This window comes from Gynuella sp. (assembly GCF_050297175.1).
Taxonomy (GTDB): domain Bacteria; phylum Pseudomonadota; class Gammaproteobacteria; order Pseudomonadales; family Natronospirillaceae; genus Gynuella.
Genome location: NZ_JBNKSF010000034.1, coordinates 89,818 through 107,543 on the forward strand (window position 1 = coordinate 89,818; position 17,726 = coordinate 107,543).

At 48.9% G+C, this 17,726-nt stretch carries 14 protein-coding genes; 3 read left to right on the plus strand and 11 right to left on the minus strand.

The genetic code is table 11. The features are described from left to right. Nucleotides 1-129: 129 nt before the first annotated feature. Nucleotides 130-2,532 (minus strand): penicillin-binding protein 1B, encoded by a 2,403-nt coding sequence (gene mrcB / locus ACQY6I_RS12620; protein ID WP_428241842.1) that lies wholly within the window; start codon nucleotides 2,530-2,532, stop codon nucleotides 130-132. Nucleotides 2,533-2,682: 150 nt separating this feature from the next. Between mrcB and ACQY6I_RS12625 the strand changes: the two genes are divergently transcribed. Next, the gene (locus tag ACQY6I_RS12625; RefSeq protein ID WP_428241843.1) at nucleotides 2,683-3,171 is read left to right on the plus strand and encodes a DUF4124 domain-containing protein; all 489 of its coding nucleotides are present in this window, start codon (nucleotides 2,683-2,685) and stop codon (nucleotides 3,169-3,171) included. A 113-nt stretch (nucleotides 3,172-3,284) separates the two neighbouring features. Here ACQY6I_RS12625 and ACQY6I_RS12630 read toward each other — a convergent pair whose 3' ends face one another. Further along, nucleotides 3,285-3,920, minus strand: a complete 636-nt coding sequence (locus ACQY6I_RS12630) for a DsbA family protein (RefSeq protein ID WP_428241844.1) — start codon at nucleotides 3,918-3,920, stop codon at nucleotides 3,285-3,287. Nucleotides 3,921-4,272: 352 nt separating this feature from the next. On the opposite strand from ACQY6I_RS12630, the gene ACQY6I_RS12635 reads away from it, so the two are divergent. After that, nucleotides 4,273-5,190 carry a LysR family transcriptional regulator gene (locus ACQY6I_RS12635; RefSeq protein WP_428241845.1) on the plus strand — a complete coding sequence of 306 codons (918 nt, stop codon included), beginning with the start codon at nucleotides 4,273-4,275 and terminating at the stop codon, nucleotides 5,188-5,190. 119 nt (nucleotides 5,191-5,309) lie between these two features. Here ACQY6I_RS12635 and ACQY6I_RS12640 read toward each other — a convergent pair whose 3' ends face one another. Further along, a complete protein-coding gene (locus ACQY6I_RS12640; RefSeq protein WP_428241846.1) occupies nucleotides 5,310-7,649 on the minus strand; it encodes a DNA polymerase II in 2,340 nt (779 codons plus the stop codon). Nucleotides 7,650-7,772: 123 nt separating this feature from the next. On the opposite strand from ACQY6I_RS12640, the gene ACQY6I_RS12645 reads away from it, so the two are divergent. Continuing rightward, complete coding sequence (locus ACQY6I_RS12645) at nucleotides 7,773-8,582, plus strand: cyclic nucleotide-binding domain-containing protein (RefSeq protein WP_428241847.1); 810 nt, start codon at nucleotides 7,773-7,775, stop codon at nucleotides 8,580-8,582. 126 nt (nucleotides 8,583-8,708) lie between these two features. Here ACQY6I_RS12645 and radA read toward each other — a convergent pair whose 3' ends face one another. The 8 genes from radA to ACQY6I_RS12685 all read right to left on the minus strand — a co-directional run bounded on the left by radA (nucleotide 8,709) and on the right by ACQY6I_RS12685 (nucleotide 17,715). Further along, nucleotides 8,709-10,082, minus strand: a complete 1,374-nt coding sequence (radA, locus tag ACQY6I_RS12650; RefSeq protein WP_428241848.1) for a DNA repair protein RadA — start codon at nucleotides 10,080-10,082, stop codon at nucleotides 8,709-8,711. 2 nt (nucleotides 10,083-10,084) lie between these two features. Then, a complete protein-coding gene (locus tag ACQY6I_RS12655) occupies nucleotides 10,085-10,744 on the minus strand; it encodes a fumarylacetoacetate hydrolase family protein (RefSeq protein WP_428241849.1) in 660 nt (219 codons plus the stop codon). Nucleotides 10,745-10,867: 123 nt separating this feature from the next. Further along, nucleotides 10,868-11,428 carry an Hsp20/alpha crystallin family protein gene (locus ACQY6I_RS12660; protein WP_428241850.1) on the minus strand — a complete coding sequence of 187 codons (561 nt, stop codon included), beginning with the start codon at nucleotides 11,426-11,428 and terminating at the stop codon, nucleotides 10,868-10,870. 206 nt (nucleotides 11,429-11,634) lie between these two features. Next, complete coding sequence (locus ACQY6I_RS12665; protein WP_428241851.1) at nucleotides 11,635-12,810, minus strand: ABC transporter permease subunit; 1,176 nt, start codon at nucleotides 12,808-12,810, stop codon at nucleotides 11,635-11,637. After that, on the minus strand, nucleotides 12,794-14,269 hold the full coding sequence (locus ACQY6I_RS12670) for an ABC transporter permease subunit (RefSeq protein WP_428241852.1): 1,476 nt from the start codon (nucleotides 14,267-14,269) through the stop codon (nucleotides 12,794-12,796). The genes ACQY6I_RS12665 and ACQY6I_RS12670 overlap by 17 nt, the downstream gene beginning before the upstream one ends. Before the next feature lie 182 nt (nucleotides 14,270-14,451). After that, nucleotides 14,452-15,459, minus strand: a complete 1,008-nt coding sequence (locus ACQY6I_RS12675) for a hypothetical protein (RefSeq protein ID WP_428241853.1) — start codon at nucleotides 15,457-15,459, stop codon at nucleotides 14,452-14,454. A 5-nt stretch (nucleotides 15,460-15,464) separates the two neighbouring features. Then, nucleotides 15,465-16,052, minus strand: coding sequence for a penicillin-binding protein activator LpoB (locus ACQY6I_RS12680; protein ID WP_428241854.1), 588 nt, complete (start codon nucleotides 16,050-16,052; stop codon nucleotides 15,465-15,467). A gap of 16 nt (nucleotides 16,053-16,068) precedes the next feature. Beyond that, nucleotides 16,069-17,715, minus strand: a complete 1,647-nt coding sequence (locus ACQY6I_RS12685) for a hypothetical protein (protein ID WP_428241855.1) — start codon at nucleotides 17,713-17,715, stop codon at nucleotides 16,069-16,071. Nucleotides 17,716-17,726 lie beyond the last annotated feature (11 nt).

The window sequence follows — 17,726 nt, forward strand, 5'->3', positions numbered from 1 at the left end:
CTGGCTATCGCAACAAAAAAATGAACTTCAGTTCTTTTTTGGCGCAGGACGTTGTCAGCCCCACTCGCCTGCATCAACACTATTCCGAGTGTTCAGAGGCCCCCTAACGTTTAACAGCTACCAGAACCATCAGTTCTTTTTACCGCCAAACCAGCGTTTAAACCAATTCTGAACCGGTTTGGTAACTTGCCCGGCACAACCATCTTTGGCCTTCGGGGCAGTACCTTCACGAAATGGAATCTGGATGGCATCCGGACAGTTTTTGGAGGTGCGATGTCCGTCTTTGGCATTGACCCACTGCCATTCAATACCTGCCGGTTCACGACTCAGATAAGCTTGCGGCTTTATCGCGCCCATCACGTCAGTCCAGATCCGCAAGGCACCGGTCGATCCGGTTAACGGTGTCATTTTGTTATCATCGTTACCGACCCAGACCACGGCGAGATAATCAGAAGTATAGCCAGCAAACCAGCTGTCGCGTTGATCGTTGGTGGTACCGGTCTTACCGGCAAGTTTTAACTCTGGATCCAATCGTCGATAAGCATATTTACCGGTTCCTTCACGCATGACATCCTGCAACGCATACTGCAACAGTTCCATATCCACCGAGTCCACAACCTGTTTAAAACTGAAATCGAATGTTTCCAGCACACTGTCGTCAGATGTGGTGACAGCACGTATGGATTTGACCGGTGTACGAAAACCATTAGCCGCAAATGTTCCGTACACATTAGCCACCTCCAGCGGACTCATACCTTGTGCCCCCAACAATGTGGCCGGATAGGCATCAATATGTCGTTCAAAACCAAGATCCTGCAAATTAGCCATGAACTTTCCAAGCCCGATCTGCATACCCAACCGCGCGGTCGCCTGGTTATAGGAGTGACTCAGAGCCTGTAACAACAGTGGCTGACCATGACTGCGGTGATCAAAATTCGCTGGCTGCCACTCAGACCCGTCTTTCCCTGAGACCACCAAAGTAGAGTCATCAACAGGCGTGGCCAGGGTGTAGCCATTCTGCAATGCGGTCAGATAAACCACCGGTTTCAATAACGAACCGACAGGACGACGACTGTCCAGAGCCCGGTTATAGCCATCAAAACGAACCCGTCGACCTCCCACCATTGCCAGTACTTCACCTGACTCCGGCTGAGTGATGACAAGCGCTCCCTGAAGGAAATCATCACCCAGTTTATAGTTTTGTTCCAATTGGTGTAGCTGATCAATGACAACCTCTTCGGCCCGGCTCTGAATACGAGGATCCAGAGAGGTATATATTTTCAACCCTTCACTGGTGAGATCTTCTGGGCGATAAAGACTCTGCAACTGACGCCGAACCATGTCCAGAAACGCCGGATAACGAATACGCTGACGGCCGGAACGAATATCCAACGGCTGTTTCTTGGCCCAACCAGCCTGATCAGCCGTTACCACCCCCTGGCCAGCCATAATGTCCAGCACCAGGTTTCGACGCTCCAGCGCACGCTCAGGATGCGTCATTGGGTTATAAACAGCCGGTCCTTTAATCATACCGATCAACAATGCCATTTGGTGCAACCGCAGCTCCCGCAGCGGTGCCCCAAAAAACTCCTGCGCCCCAAGCCCAAAACCATGTATCGCCCGGGCACCATCCTGAGCCAGATACACTTCGTTCATATAGGCTTCGAGAATCTGGTCTTTGGAGTAGTGCCACTCCAGTAACATGGCCATAAGCGCTTCGTTGCCCTTACGCCAAAGTGATCGTTCTGAGCTGAGAAAATAGTTTTTGACCAGCTGTTGAGTCAGCGTACTGCCTCCCTGAGCAACATGCCCGGAAACAACATTGGCCCATAGTGCTCTGAGTATCCCGGTGGGAGAAATGCCAAAATGATGGTAATAGTTGCGATCCTCAACTGAAATCAATCCCTTGATAAAAACATCCGGAACATCGCTTATTTGCAGCAGAATTCGATCTTCTTTCTGACCGGGGTAAATACTGCCGATCTGAAGCGGTTGCAGCCTGGCCAGAATCGCCGGGTCACCATGGTTGTTGACCACCCGTTCAATACCATCACGATTGAAATCCAGTAACAGATGCTGAGATGGATTCACACCATCCCAATGGGTGAACTGGCGGGTAACCATTTCCATGGTCTGGCCGGTAATGGAGTATTCTCCAGAGCGTACCGGGTTGATAACCTTGCGATATCCCAACCGCCGCAACTCCTGTTCCAGATCCCCCCTCCCTATGGTTAGGCCCTGATACAACTCCAGCGGCCGGGCAAACACCCGAGCTGGTTCAGCAAACAACTTACCGGTGAAACCGGTGGTCACTCTGGCATTCAGATAAATCGTCCAACAGATCAGTAGTGCCAGAAAAACAATAACCAGTTTCAGCAACAACCCGAAGATAGAAAACCGTTTACCGGTTTTTCCCTTTCGGGTATTTGGAGGATTGCGTCTGCCAGGTTTCGAGCTTCGGGACGAAACTTTTTTTGCTGGTTTTCTGGTAGTGGATTTACGGGTGTTGCTAGAACGGGGTTTACTTGCCAAGGGGATATCTCAACCATCAAACGAGCGGGCATATTACACGATTAGGTCACAATCTTGCAGGTGACCAGCTACTGAATTCTGTGTTTTTGATAGCATGTGTTATCTTTATCTGAACATATTATTCCACGGATGTTATTAATTGGAGTCATCATGCGTCCATCTCTCATTATTTTGATGTTGCTTGTGTCTGGCATGGGTTATGCGGAAAACAAAATCTATACTTGGGTCGATGCTAACGGCGTCACTCAATACGGTGACCGGCCGCCGATGAGCAGCACGGCCAAAGAAGTTAAAGTGGATGGTTACCAGACAGCACCTGTCAATGTTGACGTTGAAAAGCTGCCCGGTCACTGGAGTCTGGCAGCGACCAGCGGCCAGTTGCAAAAATGGGAAATCCTCAAAGATGGCCAGGTACAGATTGATTACCAAGATAACGGTGATCGCACGATCATTACCGGCAAATGGGTTTTGGAGGGGTCGGTTTTAACCATTGAGAGCAGCTCCATTCAACAACGCATCAATGGCCTGACGACGGTTAGCACCAGCCCGATTCAATACGTTTATAAATTTATTGAATTTGAAGATGATCGTTTCCGGGTTAGTAATAACAGCGGTACCCTGCGTGCCACTCGGAAGTAAGTACCATTCAGCCAGACTAGCCCGTGTAGCACTGACAAGCGTCACTACTGGCTGAAGGCCTTTCGGTTTCAGAGCACTTCGCCCGGCATCGCAGCACACAGGGAATACTGACATCAGGACAACAGTATCTGATTGACGTGCTGCCTGATGCCCTCTGGATTGCCATAAAACAGAGAAATCGGAACAGGCAACAGTTGGCCATTTCGTTCTATTCCCAAGGTGGGATAACCGCTTCCACCAAGCTGCCTCAACCAATCCTGACTGTCATTCAGGTGCTTGTTCAGATCAACGTCATCGTACGCACTGACGAATGCAGGTGGCTCTATTTCCTGCTCTAGAGCCAGATCCACCAGTAATTTTTTGTCACCAACCCAAAGACCATCACGGTAATGTGATTGTTGAATACGGTGCAGCATGGTCAAGCCATTTCCACCAAGCATCACCAAGGCCAGAATGGCACGAATCGGTGGCTCAGAATCGATTCTGAGACGACTATCAAGCAGTAGCTCGTTGAAGTAACGTTCACCGAATGGCTGGCCGGTCAGTGATTCAATACGTTCATCGTGAGGACGAACATAATCCCTTAGTGCTTTGCCCATCGGTTGTCGACGGTTACCGAGCCACAATCCACCTGCATGCAATTCAATGGATACGTCGGATAAAACTGCCAACTCTTCGAGCAATGGGGCTGCGCCATAACACCAGCCACACAAAGGGTCGAATAGGTAGTGTAATTTAACCTGATTCATTCTCTCTTTTATCTCCTGGATCAGACCGTAACCGGCCATCAACAATCACTATGTCTTCTCGCCCAGCACTTATCACCAGAGCATCGTTTACCACTGACGCCCGCTCTATCTCGATAATGAATACCGGTGAGCTTTTGAATTTTGCCAAAACGCAGCGTCTTCATTCGGACAAAAAACCATGGTGTCAGTGCTTTCTGAACATGTATCAGAAATCGTCATGCCATCCGGTAATAACTCTGAATATTTATCGTGAAATCTTCGCTATTTAATTACGATTTCATTCTAATGCAGCGATTTTCGATTAAATACAACATAATACTGACATAACTGTTGCATATTTCGAGCAAATCAAATGGATCGATTAACAGCATTAAATGTATTTGTCTCGGTAGTTGAGCAAGGCAGTCTGACCGCAGCGGCCAACCAGTTGGGTATATCACGGGCCATGACATCCCGTTATCTGGCTGAGCTGGAGGACTGGATGGGCGTAAGATTACTGCACAGAACCACTCGACGGATGAGCCTGACAGGACCCGGAGAAGAGTTTCTCAGACACGCTCGCAGTATGCTGGCTCTGGGTGAAGAAATGGAGCTTATCAGCGCTCGCGCTGAAGGAGTGCCCAAGGGGTTGTTACGGGTAACCTGCAGCTACTCGCTGGCCGAAGCATTTCTGATACCCGCAATTAACGACTACCTGAGGCAGTGGCCTGGAGCTGCTATAGATGTATTGATCATTGATCGGGCCATCAATCTGGTGGAAGAACGCATTGATCTCGCCATTCGTATTACCAATGACTTGGACCCAAACCTGATAGCGCGAAAACTTGGCTACTGTCGCTCGGTCATATGTGCAAGTCCTGACTATATAAACGCCAGTGGTGAACCACACCAAGTACAGGAGCTGGCGTTACACAACTGCCTGACCTATTCATATTTCGGTAAAAGCCTCTGGAGTTTTAATGGCCCGGACGGACCTGAATCGGTACCTGTCAGCGGTAAATTGAGTGGTAATATCTCCAACCTACTACTGGAAGGTGCACTGCTCGGCACCGGCATCACTATGCAACCGCTTTACTCTGCCAGACCCTATCTTCAAAGGGGTGAACTTATTCAATTGCTACAAGACTTTGAACCCGCAGTGTTGGGAATTTATGGGGTGTATTCAAACCGCAAGCAGATGTCTCCCTTATTAAGGAGTTTCATCGACTATCTGGTGGAAAAAATGTCTACAGACCCATTGTGGCAATCACCTGACGGACAAGCCTGTTGACATTAGTGGACTCCAAAACATAAAAACCGCTTTCATGACAGCACTACTGTATAGCGCCTGTTGCTGCCACTCCTGCCAGCCACGACAAATGCAACTTGCGGGACAGCCTCCGAGTAATATTACAACAGTGGAATTTGCTTCTCTGTCAGATTTGCAAACGAATCTCCGGTAAACATGAAAATCGCTTCTGCAATAGGGCGAACCTGTTTCTCCAGATAGAAATCATAGTCCAATGCCGATTGTTGAAACTCCGTTGGCTCCACGCCATTCACAGTCATGACATATTCAATCCGGTTGATCCGCCGATTGGGATAATGCTGCTGCCATAACCGAGCAGCCTGGACATGTGGCGGAACATTTTTTTGATATTGTTCGACCGGCTTGCGTAAACGCCGGCGATAAACCAGCAGATCGTCACTTTGACCCGCAAACAGATCCTGAACAAACTCACTGACATACTGCTGATAGTCCTGTTCGAGAAACACCTTACGATAAAGGTTCTGCTGAAAAATTTTGGCCAGTGCGGTCCAATCGGAACGCACCGATTCCAACCCTTTGAAAACCAATTTGGGTTGCTGCTGGTCATCCACGATCATACCTGCGTAACGTTTTTTACTGCCGGTATTTTCTCCCCGGATGGTCGGCATCAGAAAACGCAGATAATGGGTTTCAAACTGTAGCTCCAGAAAACTGTTCAATTGGTAACGCTGCAATAATTCCTGTTGCCAGCGCACATTCAGATCGTGAGCCAGCTGTTTGCCGATGGACATTGCCTGACCGTGGTCGACATCTTTTTCAACCCAGACAAACACCGAATCCGTATCACCATATATCACCTGATAACCCATCTGCTCTATCCATTGTTTGCTCTGCTGCAGAATCTGATGCCCTCTCTTGGTAATCGAACTGGACAGGCGCGGATCATAAAAGCGGCACAAATGCGATCCCAGTATGCCGTAAAAAGAATTCATGATGATTTTGATTGCCTGGGACAGTGGTTGGTTTTTTTGCAATTTTGCCTGATCCCGCCGGGCCGATAGATCTCTGATCAACCCCGGCAGAATATGCCGCTGACGATCAAACAAAGCACCGTCGAAACCTTCCAGAGGATCATCACTCAAGCCCGCCAACGCTTCGGCCATACCATAAGGATCAACACAGAATGTCTGGATGATACTGGGGTACAGGCTCTTGAAATCCAGCACCAGAACGTTCTGGTAGATTCCCGGTACCGAATCCATCACATAACCTCCGGGGCTGTGAAAGTTCAATACCTGAGAACCCACGCTTGGAGCCACGTAACCGTTACGATGCAAACGTGGCAAGTACAAGTGACTGAATGCGGCTGCACTACCACCAATACGATCCAACGACAGACCGGTGAGATAACTGCGTTCCACCAGAAAATCGAGCAGTTTTAACTGATCAAAGATATCCAGCACCAGCACACAGTCTTCCAGGTTATACGCGACCAGTTGGTCGGTATTCTCATGATAGAGTTGTTCTATTGCCTCAGCCCGATGGTCTCCCTCAAGCAACTTGCCACGCCCCAGCACCTCATTGGCGACTGCATCCAGGGCATAACTGTCAAACTGATAAAAAGCCGTACGCAGTGAGTCAATGCCATCCAGTACCACACGTCCGGAAATATCACAGCGCCATTGATCACGATGATCAAACGGCTGAAACCACCGGATCTTCTGTTGGTCACGACCCATCACAAAATCAAGACCAAGCTTGTCTGCCCATTGCTGTAGTATCCGCAGGTCGAAATTAACCACATTCCAGCCAATAATGATGTCTGGATTCATTTGTTCAACCTGATCCAGAAACGCTCTGAACAGCTGCTCCACGGTGTCATATGCTTGCGCATCGCTATGACGGCATTGCTGCTGTGGCTGCTGACACACCCATCCGACCCATTGCCGTTTTCGGCTGACCAGCGCAATAGAATATAGTTCCGGAAGGGTTCCCGGCTCCCAAAAACTGGTTTCGATGTCCAGCGAGACAACATCGAACTCAGGGCGAACTTCCATTGGTCGGAGCACAACTTTATCTTCCTGGCGGCGAACCTCGACACCGGCTGTAATGAACCGCTCCATCAGATAACGGTCACTGGGGTGAATATCATCTTCCCAGACCCGTATGCCCTTTTTGGCCAGTACGCGAGTAATTTTTCTAAGCTGCGCCCATTGCCGGCAATAGAGCCCGGCCATGGGATGCTGATTGAAATCCTTGAGTGTCAGTGTCCGGATCTCAGCTTCAAAACGCTGTTGGCGCAGTACTCCTTTGACCCGGTCAACATCCTCACTTCTAATGAATCCGACACTGGCTTCGGCAGTAATATCCAGCGACTGGCAGGTTCCCTCACGGGGTTTTAACCAGAAGCGCAGTATCTGACCATCCCCCTGGTAAATCAGTTCCCTGGTTAATACAAATCCATTCTGCTGATCTGGCATATGTTTTTTTTACCGTAAAAAATGGGACGATAGTCTCGCTATTTAACTACAATATTCAACATTGTCTGTGATACGAACTAACATGATATATTGCGACATCAATACCATAGAGGACAGATTCACATGTATTTTTTAGGTGAGCGCCCCGAATATACTGAGCAGCTCTTCAATCGGATTCGTAAGATCAGCAGGCACCTGTTTGCCGATCTTCCTGAACCTGATGAAATTATCAGCTTGGCGGAGGTGGAGGATCTGTACCAGCAGTATGGTTCTGATTCGCTCTACATAGTAGCTGTCGGTACAATTCAGGGTAGTTATGAAGATAACACTGTGATCGTTTATGAAGAAGGCGATTTGATAGGTCTGACCAATTGTTATGATCTACCCAGTCTGACACTGACCAGTGAAGATCAGGTGGAACTGAAAAAATACGATGCTACCAAATTGTTACGATTTGTCACCGAAACCAGAGAGCGCCAGTCTATCTGGACATCTTATCTGGTTTCCATCAATGCCGTGCTGACCGAGAGCTACTCCCGTGATCTGAAATCACAGACCCACTTGAGTACCGGTTTTCTACATTTTTCAAAAGGCGAAGTTATTATCCGGGAGGGTGATGACGCTAACGATGTATACACGATTATGCAGGGCCGTGCCGATGTATTTGTGGAAGGCATAAAAGTCGGTGAGGTATTACGTGATGAGATTTTCGGCGCGATGGCGGTTTTTACCAGCAGCAAACGTTCTGCATCTGTGATTGCTGCCGAGGACTGTACCGTTCTGGCTGTTCCCAAGAATGAATTTGTGTCGTTAATCCAGAATCATCCTGAAACCACCATGACACTGATTGAAAATATGGCCCGGTGCATCATTTCGCTGAACACCCAACTGGCCGAGCATGTGGAGGCAGACCCGAGCAACAATATCATTTAACAAACGATAACATTGTTTAAAATACTCAGTAGCCTGCCTACCTCGCAGCCATTGCAGCACGACAGCAAAGAGATTGAGCCACCATTAAGTCAGCAAGAATGACATCATCCAGCGTGTGCCGATATTCTATAAATCGGCAATCACTTCAAGTACCTGCTGCAATGACTCCAATGACCATAACTGAACATCATCACTTACTTTCTTGGGTTTATTGGCAGCAGGCAGAATGATACGTTTAAAGCCGTGCTTAATGGCTTCCTGTACCCGCTCCTGGCCACTGGGAACAGGACGCAACTCACCCGACAAACCCAACTCACCAAACACCACCAGATCCTGTGGAAGAGCCCGGTCACGCAAGCTCGATAATATGGCCAGCAAGACCGCCAGATCAGCACCCGTTTCACTAATACGGACACCACCGACGACGTTTAGAAACACATCCTGATCACCGGTAAATACCCCCCCATGTCGATTCAATACCGCCAGCAGCATGGCCAGTCGATTGCTGTCCTGACCAACAGCCACCCGGCGGGGATTACCAAATGGACTCTCATCCACCAACGCCTGAATTTCCACCAACAGCGGCCGGGTACCTTCCCAAATGATTGTCACGAGACTCCCCGGCGCAGGCTGACTGGCCCGATTGAGGAAGATGGAACTGGGGTTTTTGACTTCTCTCAAACCGGAATCCAGCATGGCAAACACGCCCAGTTCATTGACCGCACCAAAACGGTTTTTAATGCCTCGAAGGGTGCGAAACCGGGTATCTCCTGAACTTTCTAACATAATGGAGCAATCAATCATGTGCTCCAGCACTTTTGGACCTGCTAGCGAACCATCTTTGGTCACATGACCGACTATAAACACGGCACTGCCAGTCTGCTTGGCAAACCGCGTCAACCATGCAGCCGCCTCACGTACCTGAGAGACCGAACCCGGTGCCGACTCGACATCCGGAACATGCATGACCTGGATAGAGTCCACCACCATGATATCCGGCTTCAGCTCCTGCGCTACCTGACAGATCGCTTCAACGTTAGTCTCTGATAGCATTTTCAGTTTCTGCACCGGCAACCTGAGGCGATTGGCACGCAAAGCCACTTGTTGCAAAGACTCTTCGCCGGTCACATACAGTGCTGAGCGCTGCTCTGCCAGTACACACATGGTCTGCAGCAACAGCGTACTTTTCCCTGCCCCCGGATGGCCTCCCACCAGGATCACAGAACCTTTGACGATGCCACCACCGAGCACCCGGTCAAACTCTTCCATACCGGAACTAAAACGGGGCTGATCCGACAGATCCACATCAGATAACAACTGTACCGATTGGGACAACTGACCTGAATAGCCATTGAAGCTGACGGATCGGCTCTTGCTGCCAGACGCTTCTTTAAACTCTGTCAGAGTATTCCATGCCTTACACTCTGCACATTGCCCCTGCCATTTGGAAAAACTGGCACCACAGTCTGCACAGACAAATGCCAACTTTGCTTTTGCCACAGTTACAGCACCCTGGTTTCAAGTGTAAACCGCTCTTCCAAACTGCAACGCAGTTCATCGCCAGACTGTAATGGTCCGACACCAGCAGGTGTTCCGGTTAAAACCACATCACCGGGCAACAGGGTAAATATGTGACTCATATAAGACAGCAGCATGGGTATTTTGAAGATCATATCTGAGCTGCGGCCATGCTGCTGCAACTTGCCATTCCGGTGTAGGGTAAAGACCTCTTCCCGACGGGCGTCAAAATGCTCCACCTTCACAAAACCGGACAATGGACAGGAACCATCAAATGCCTTGGCCACTTCCCAGGGCTGACCTTTCTGTTTGAGTTCATCCTGAACATCCCGCAATGTCAGATCAAGAGCAAGGCCAATACCACCGACAGCAGCAACGGCCTCTTCCTCAGAAGCCCGGGTCAGCGGTCGGGTAATCAGTAATGCCAACTCCAGTTCATGATGAACGGCGCCTTTATTTTGAGGAATCTGGAAGGGCTGCAGTAGCGAGGTGGCTGCAGTCGACGGTTTGATAAATATCAGCGGTCGTTGTGGTAACGGATTATTGAGCTCTTTGGCGTGCTCCGCATAGTTACGTCCCACACATAGAATTTTCCCCTGCATCAGCCCGGAAAGACTGTTATCGGTATAGCGATGCTCAAACATGAATGCTCACTCATTGTTAAACAGGGCGACAAGATTAGCCGAGATGAACGCTGATGGAAAATGCAGATCCGCAAACGAGCAGAAAAGGCAGCCCGGAACCGGGCTGCCTGGATTAACTCCAGATCAGTGAATTTCGATTTTTTTCACCTCGTGTTCTTCCACCCCTTCCCGGCGAGGTAGGGTCAGCTTCAATACGCCGTCTTTCATACTGGCCTGAATTTCTTCCTCAATCACATCATGAGGTACAGCCAGGGTTCGACAAAATGACCCATAGCTGCGTTCGACCCGATAATAATGGCGGTCTTTTTCTTCTTTCTGTTCCTGTTTCTGACCGGTAATGGTCAGCACTCCGTCTTTTAACTGAATATTCATGTCATCCTGTTTCATTCCCGGTGCTTCAAGGGAAATCTGATAACTTGTTTCATCGCTGGAAATATCCAGTTTTGGACGAAAATCGGCGTTAACAAAATGCCCCATTTCCTCTCCCAAACGACTGGAAAGGGAAGGGAAACCGAATTGCCGCAGGGCATTGTCAAACCAACGATCCATTTCATGATGCATCGAGAACAACGGGTACTCTGAACGACTGCCAGACAAAATGGACGGATCGGTTTTATTGACCGGAAGCTGGCTCAGCTCTTCATGTTTAAACCAGTTCCAGGGGTTGATTCTCTGAAGATCCATAATGCACCTCCAATTAAATTTAAAAATAGCTCCTCTTGATAAAGCACTTAACTAAACCTTCAATACAGGTTTGTTAAACGCCAATATGGGATGACAAAACTAAATTTCAAGACATCACCGCTGCCTCCTTGACGGATGTCATATAACACTGACATCCATAACAGAAGCATCATTTACGGCACTCGTTATGCAGACAACCGCTGGGTTTATTCGTGGTATTTAGGAATCAGAATATCAGGCAGGTAACGAACCAGAAGCAACATCAGGATAACGACTGGCAGCGAATACAACAGTGCAAAAGCAGCAAAATCCCCCCATTGAATATGTTCGTCATTGATAAACTGTGTCGCGCCAATACTCATGGTAAACACATCTGGCTCGGTTAACAGCACCGATGCCAATGGATACTCATTTATGGAAGCAATAAACGAACACAAAGCCACCATTACAAAGGCCCGTGCACAAATAGGCAGATACAGATAACGAAACTGCCCCCAAAGCCCGGCACCGTCGACAATCGCCATTTGGCGCATTTTAAGACTGACACTCCGGAAAGCGTATTTCAATAACCAGACACTGAAGATCACCATCGTCAGATTGAAAATCACCAGCGTCCAGAGGTTGTTAAGACCTCCAACAGTACGGGCAATAACAAACAACACCGGCAGGTAGAGCACACTCGGAAAAAACAGAACACCGCGCAACATGGTCGATAGTGAACGATGCCGGTGACTGTGAATCTGACTAAGTTCCAATGCCGCAGGTGTTGCTATAAGGATAGAAATCACCGCGGTGGCAACACTGACCAGCAACGAGTTGATAATCCAGTTAACTATTTTATATTCAGGCTCACGGACATATAGCTCATCGAATATGGCATGGATATCCCCTTTACTCAAATCACCGATCAGCAGCTCGCCTTCAGCCACCATATTCGGAATAATATATATCACACCATTTTGCATTCTATCCGGCATTTCCGCGACCATCTCCAGAATCTGAATATATCTCGCCAGCAATGTTTCCCCTGTTTTTACCACCAACCCTATCTTCAGTCGCTTCGGTAGATATGTGGCTTCTGGCTCACTTATCGGGGTAAACAGCCACTTTCCCCGCCGACTGAGCTTGACCTCACCAAAACCATTATCAAAGACGATCGTGCTCTTCTTGAAACGCAGCTCCCGCTCAATGACACCGACATATTTTTGGCCCAGCGCTACATACCAATGCTCCAGAGTTGGTTGTTTGGGAATCCAATCATCGACGGCAAAGTTACCTTGTCGGAATGACACTGAAATCAGCGTCACCAACGGTGACAATACCAGTAATATAAATCCACATAGCAGCAAATGTACCCACAGTGCATTAATCCGTCTTAACATTAATGCTCTCCTGCATACCACGCTCGATATCACGCTCAGAACGTCGCAAACGAGTATGAATCAAAATCCATGCCCCCATTAGCAAAAACAGACAACTCGCGAGCGCACTGGCAAGGCCAAAGTTAAAACGGTCATCATCGAATACCATATGATAATTCCAATGCACCAGTGTATCAGTGGAACCAACCGCCGGATTGGAACCAAAGATAACGGGCCCCCCATCTGTCAACAACTGCACCAGTGTCAGATTATTAAAGGAAAACGCAAAAATAATAGACAGCAACGGTAATAACTCCCGCAGCAAAATCGGTAAACGCAGGTTCCACCACTTGCGAAACCAATGGACGCCGTCCAGCGTGGCATGCTCGATGATTGCAACCGGAAGTCGTTGCAGTAGTTTTTCACTGGCAATAAAACAGATGGGATAACAGATCCATATGTTGGCGATAATGACCAACGCACGGCTTAACCAGGGATCATCGAACCAGGGTAGTTCCTGTTTATAAAAATACCCCAGCAATCGATTGATATCACCATAACCACTCCCAAGCAGACCTTTAAACATCTGACTGCTGATGACAACAGGAACCGCCACCGGCAACACCAGAAGCATTCGGTACAGATTTCGAAATGACAGACCGCGATAGTTTATCAATGTTCCCAGTACCAGTCCGATCACGAAGGTTGCAGCTACAGTGACGGATGCCAGAATCAAAGACCAACACAATACCTGCAACAATGGCAACGCCAGATCGGGGTCGGTAAACAGTCGCCCATAATTACTCCAGCCCACCATGGTAATAAAACCCGGCGTCAGCACCCTGTCTGTATCACTCACGTAAAACCCACGTCGTTTGTCGACCCGGTACCGTATCCCGGAAGTGGTCTCAAGCAACGCCCCATCGGACTGCAATTGATAGGCAGGCTGCCCACGATAAAACATTCCTTCCTGATAGATCAGAGTGTCCTGTTCCGGTGTTTGTAAGCGAATATCATTCAGCCAGGGATGATCCAGAGACTCATCCTTCAAAGCCCTGAATTCAGGTTCTGGCTCATGCTCAAGCAGCGACAAAACATTGCCGCCTGATGACGGCGAAAATGACTCTGAGAGATAGGACGTATCGGCTGATACATTCTGTACACGCAGTCTCAACCGATCATCCGGCATGGTCACCAGAGCATAACCAAGCCCCTCCTGATCGTCTTGAACAACCAGCCGGTTTAACAATGCTACTTTCAGTGCCTGATGGCTCAGTAAATGCGAAGAAGAGTAATTGGTGAAACTAACACCCAGAGAATAAGCAATCGGCAATACCGTCACCAGCACGACCACCAGAATCAATGGTGCCAACAGGACACTGCCAGTCTCGTGTATGCGCCAGACGGCAACCACGGACAACAGCACGGCCGCCAAAACCAAAGGTAACAACGTTTGCTGGGTGACACTGTAAATTGCCATAGAGGTCACCATCATCAACATGACAACAGCTAGCAGAAAAGGTTTCAACAATACCCTAAACGTGTTCAACATAATGGAATCTATATACAAGACCGGCGGTAATCCCTGAAAGCTTGGAGAACCTCTGAATAATAGTCTGAGTCGCTGACATTATTCAGAGGCTGCTTTGATATTATGCTTTATCAGGGTAACAGGTATTTCAGAATCTCGGCACTTAACTTTTGTGCTATTGCATTCATTGCCTTGTTGGATGCAATGGCCTCCGTACCGCCAACCCCTTTAGCAGAAACAGCACCTGCCCGGACAATATTATCACTGGCCGACATTTCGAAATTAGCTTCCAGAAACAGATAATAAATATCCTGCTTCTGCACCAGACTCTGCTCACTGTTAATGCTTAACATCAGGTTGCCGTGACTGCTGGCAATCAAGGAACCATAACCATACTTACTCAAAGCTTGAGCAACCTGGCGGCCGAGTGCAGTATTATCCTGATATTCCCTAATCTCTATTTTGATGCGGGAAAACAAGTCACGGGTACTGGCCATTATTTTCCGGGACAGATCATTTTGATCCGACAACCATTCCCGGCCCGATACCAACCGATAGGTCTCTAGTAACTGCCGGCGCTGCTCAACAATGCGCAGATAGGCAGAGTTGTACTGTAACTGTTTGACAGAATTCTCAGAGTAATCTGCCAGCCAGGAGGACAACGTCCTATCCAGCTCCTCAATACGAGCGGTCGTGACCTGTGTCTCCTCAGATTTATCCAAGCCGACCAGCACGAACACCCGATGCTGTTGATCCGAGGTAAATGTTTTCAGCACCTGAATGTTTTGCAGCTCAACTGCTTTCACTTCACTGCGCAATTTCTGCTGAATGTCTTTATTCACGGCACCATTACTGTCGCTGAGGAAAATGGTGGTTGATCCGGACACGGATGTTCTCAGACTTTTTTGCAGATCAAGCCGGGCTCTATCGCGCGCCATCTGTGCTGCCTGGGCTGGATCGCCAGTCCATTCGGCACTTCCGGTACCATACACCCAGCCCGCTCTGACCGGTAACTGAGTGATCCAGTCCGGCCATTGCTCAGCAGCTTCGGTAGTCATCTCGGTCGACGGCGCTTCCGGCGTGGTATGACACCCCCCCAGAAGTACCAGCAACAGCAAATACCCTACACGTCCCATCATTCAGCCTACCGGGTCATCAGTTTCTGTATTTTTTTCTGCCCGATCCAAACTTCACGATTGGTCAGAATATCAATCAGTTTCAGGTCCACCTGATAATAAGTCACCCGCTTGGAATTCAGGCTGTCGACGTAGGAGTTGATCTCTCCGGTCAGCGCATAATCCGCGCCATATTCCTGACCCAGGGCTTTCAAGGTCTCTGCCGATGAATTCAGCTCCTGGTCCAGTTTTTCATCACGGATTTCATCTCGCTCTGCCCCACCGGCCACAAAATCAATCTTACCGGAGCGCAACAGACTGCGTTTGATGTCGTTGATAAAAGTATCCACCGGGATGTGCTCGTGGGACTTATTGCGGATCGTCTGCACAATGACTCTGGGCATGGCATCATCACGACTCATGCGAAAATCCAGATACCACGGAAAGCTCAGCATATCATCCATCATGGCTTCAGCCACTTCTCTCGAATCACGGGCATTCCATTTATCGGTCAATTCAATTTCTTTATTTGCATCCACTCGTTCAAGCTTGGGTTGACTGGTACATGCTGACAGCATTAGCACAAGTAACAAGGACAAATAAGACAAGGCTTTCATGACGTTCTCCTGAGATTTAATAGGCAATTTCTTGTTCTGGGTGAGGATTAATGGTCGCAATTGAAACCACTTGCGTGGTACCCGCCTCAACATCAACACTGAGGCTCTGAGTCTGCTCAAAACCACCATCATCCCAATGGGTAGTTAACGTTAATTCGTGATGACCCGGTGGCAGCGACAAACGCTGCATTCGAATTTCTTTTGGCAGTGTCAGCCAGGCCCGGGTATCAGCACGGGCACTGACAGTTGAAGCAACCTTTCCTGCCGCTGCCGCGAGAAATCCCAATGTGTCATTTTCTTCCGAAAACTGGTTACTGACCTGATAGCTGAGTATGGCCTTTAACAGTTCCCGACCAATGGCTGCGCGTAATTCCCGGTTGGCATCCAGCAGTTGCTGCTGCAGCGCCACTCTGGCTGGCGAAGATGCCAGCAACATCGGCTTGTCGAGATCAGGGGTCCCTGCCAGGGTGATCCGGGTGCTACTGTTATGAGTCATTTCCAATGAAGGATAATAAGGCACGGCGACTCGAATTCCACCAGCCAAAGCTTTATCCAGCTCTGTTTGCTGTACCAGATCCCAAACAGGAAACAAAGGTACCTTTTTGGCAAAGGCAAAGTCATCGACCACCTGAATAATGCCGCCGGACAAATAACGCCCGAGTATATCAGTGAACCCCAAGTCACCGTATTGCATCAAAAACCATGCGGCCTGATCCCGTTGGTTTTCAGACGAGCCCAGAAGTACCGGCTGAATTTCCATCAACTGGCCATACTCCTGCAGGTGTACATAAAGATTCATTTCGCCTTTGCGCGGCATCAGATCAACCAGCTGCACCACCACGACATCGCCCTGATCGGATACAGTTTTGTGCTCCGCCCGGGACTCCGCCGATGCACTTGCCTGCTTGGATAGTTCGATCATGGCCGGATCAAGGTCATACTGTTCGACAGCACCATCCTGATAAGTTCGCAGAGCATCATCAAAAGCGATTCGCGCATCATCCCACTGCCCTGCCATTTCATATGCCAGACCGGACAGATAGTAACCCCAGGCATCACTGCGATAGCGCAGACTCGCCGGATCATTCCAGTTTCCGGTTAGAGTACGTAGCACTTGGGCAATTCTGGCCGCCGGAGTTTCACTCTCATCACGGGCCTGCTGATAATCTCCCAATTCCGTTTCCAGTCGTCGCAGCAGAATATTAAGACGACGAATCTCAACAGCGGCATCGTCCAGGCGTTGCAAACGCTCAGATCCCGCTGAAGTGGTTTCCGCCAACGACAAATAGTTCAGGGCTTTAATGATATTAATGGCAGCACGTTCGTACTCTGCACCATGATAAGTACTGACAGTCGGGTTGGATAATGCCACGGCCACATTTTGCCAGGTGCCATCAGCATAAAGATAATCGGCTAACTGGTAGGCCTGTTCCAGCAGATCGTTACTGGCCTCATACTGACCATCCAAGTGTTTGACCATTCCTAACTCAAGAAAATGCAGCAGCGCATTCTTGCCCTGAGCGGGCAACACCTTGGCAAATTCGGTTTCTGCCTGATCATAAGCTTCAGCCCTGACAGCTGCGACAGCTTCTTCTGTGGCTCCACCATAGGTTGCACAGCCGTGTACAGCCACAATAACAACCAGTCCTAACAGGTACTTCATGCACATAGGTG

Bases quoted from the DNA above. Each gene is read 5' to 3' on its own strand.
- ACQY6I_RS12625 (WP_428241843.1), top strand. From the start codon at position 2,683: ATGCGTCCATCTCTCATTATTTTGATGTTGCTTGTGTCTGGCATGGGT.
- ACQY6I_RS12630 (WP_428241844.1), bottom strand. From the start codon at position 3,920: ATGAATCAGGTTAAATTACACTACCTATTCGACCCTTTGTGTGGCTGG.
- ACQY6I_RS12635 (WP_428241845.1), top strand. From the start codon at position 4,273: ATGGATCGATTAACAGCATTAAATGTATTTGTCTCGGTAGTTGAGCAA.
- ACQY6I_RS12640 (WP_428241846.1), bottom strand. From the start codon at position 7,649: ATGCCAGATCAGCAGAATGGATTTGTATTAACCAGGGAACTGATTTAC.
- ACQY6I_RS12645 (WP_428241847.1), top strand. From the start codon at position 7,773: ATGTATTTTTTAGGTGAGCGCCCCGAATATACTGAGCAGCTCTTCAAT.
- ACQY6I_RS12655 (WP_428241849.1), bottom strand. From the start codon at position 10,744: ATGTTTGAGCATCGCTATACCGATAACAGTCTTTCCGGGCTGATGCAG.
- ACQY6I_RS12660 (WP_428241850.1), bottom strand. From the start codon at position 11,428: ATGGATCTTCAGAGAATCAACCCCTGGAACTGGTTTAAACATGAAGAG.
- ACQY6I_RS12665 (WP_428241851.1), bottom strand. From the start codon at position 12,810: ATGTTAAGACGGATTAATGCACTGTGGGTACATTTGCTGCTATGTGGA.
- ACQY6I_RS12670 (WP_428241852.1), bottom strand. From the start codon at position 14,269: ATGGCAATTTACAGTGTCACCCAGCAAACGTTGTTACCTTTGGTTTTG.
- ACQY6I_RS12675 (WP_428241853.1), bottom strand. From the start codon at position 15,459: ATGATGGGACGTGTAGGGTATTTGCTGTTGCTGGTACTTCTGGGGGGG.
- ACQY6I_RS12680 (WP_428241854.1), bottom strand. From the start codon at position 16,052: ATGAAAGCCTTGTCTTATTTGTCCTTGTTACTTGTGCTAATGCTGTCA.
- ACQY6I_RS12685 (WP_428241855.1), bottom strand. From the start codon at position 17,715: ATGAAGTACCTGTTAGGACTGGTTGTTATTGTGGCTGTACACGGCTGT.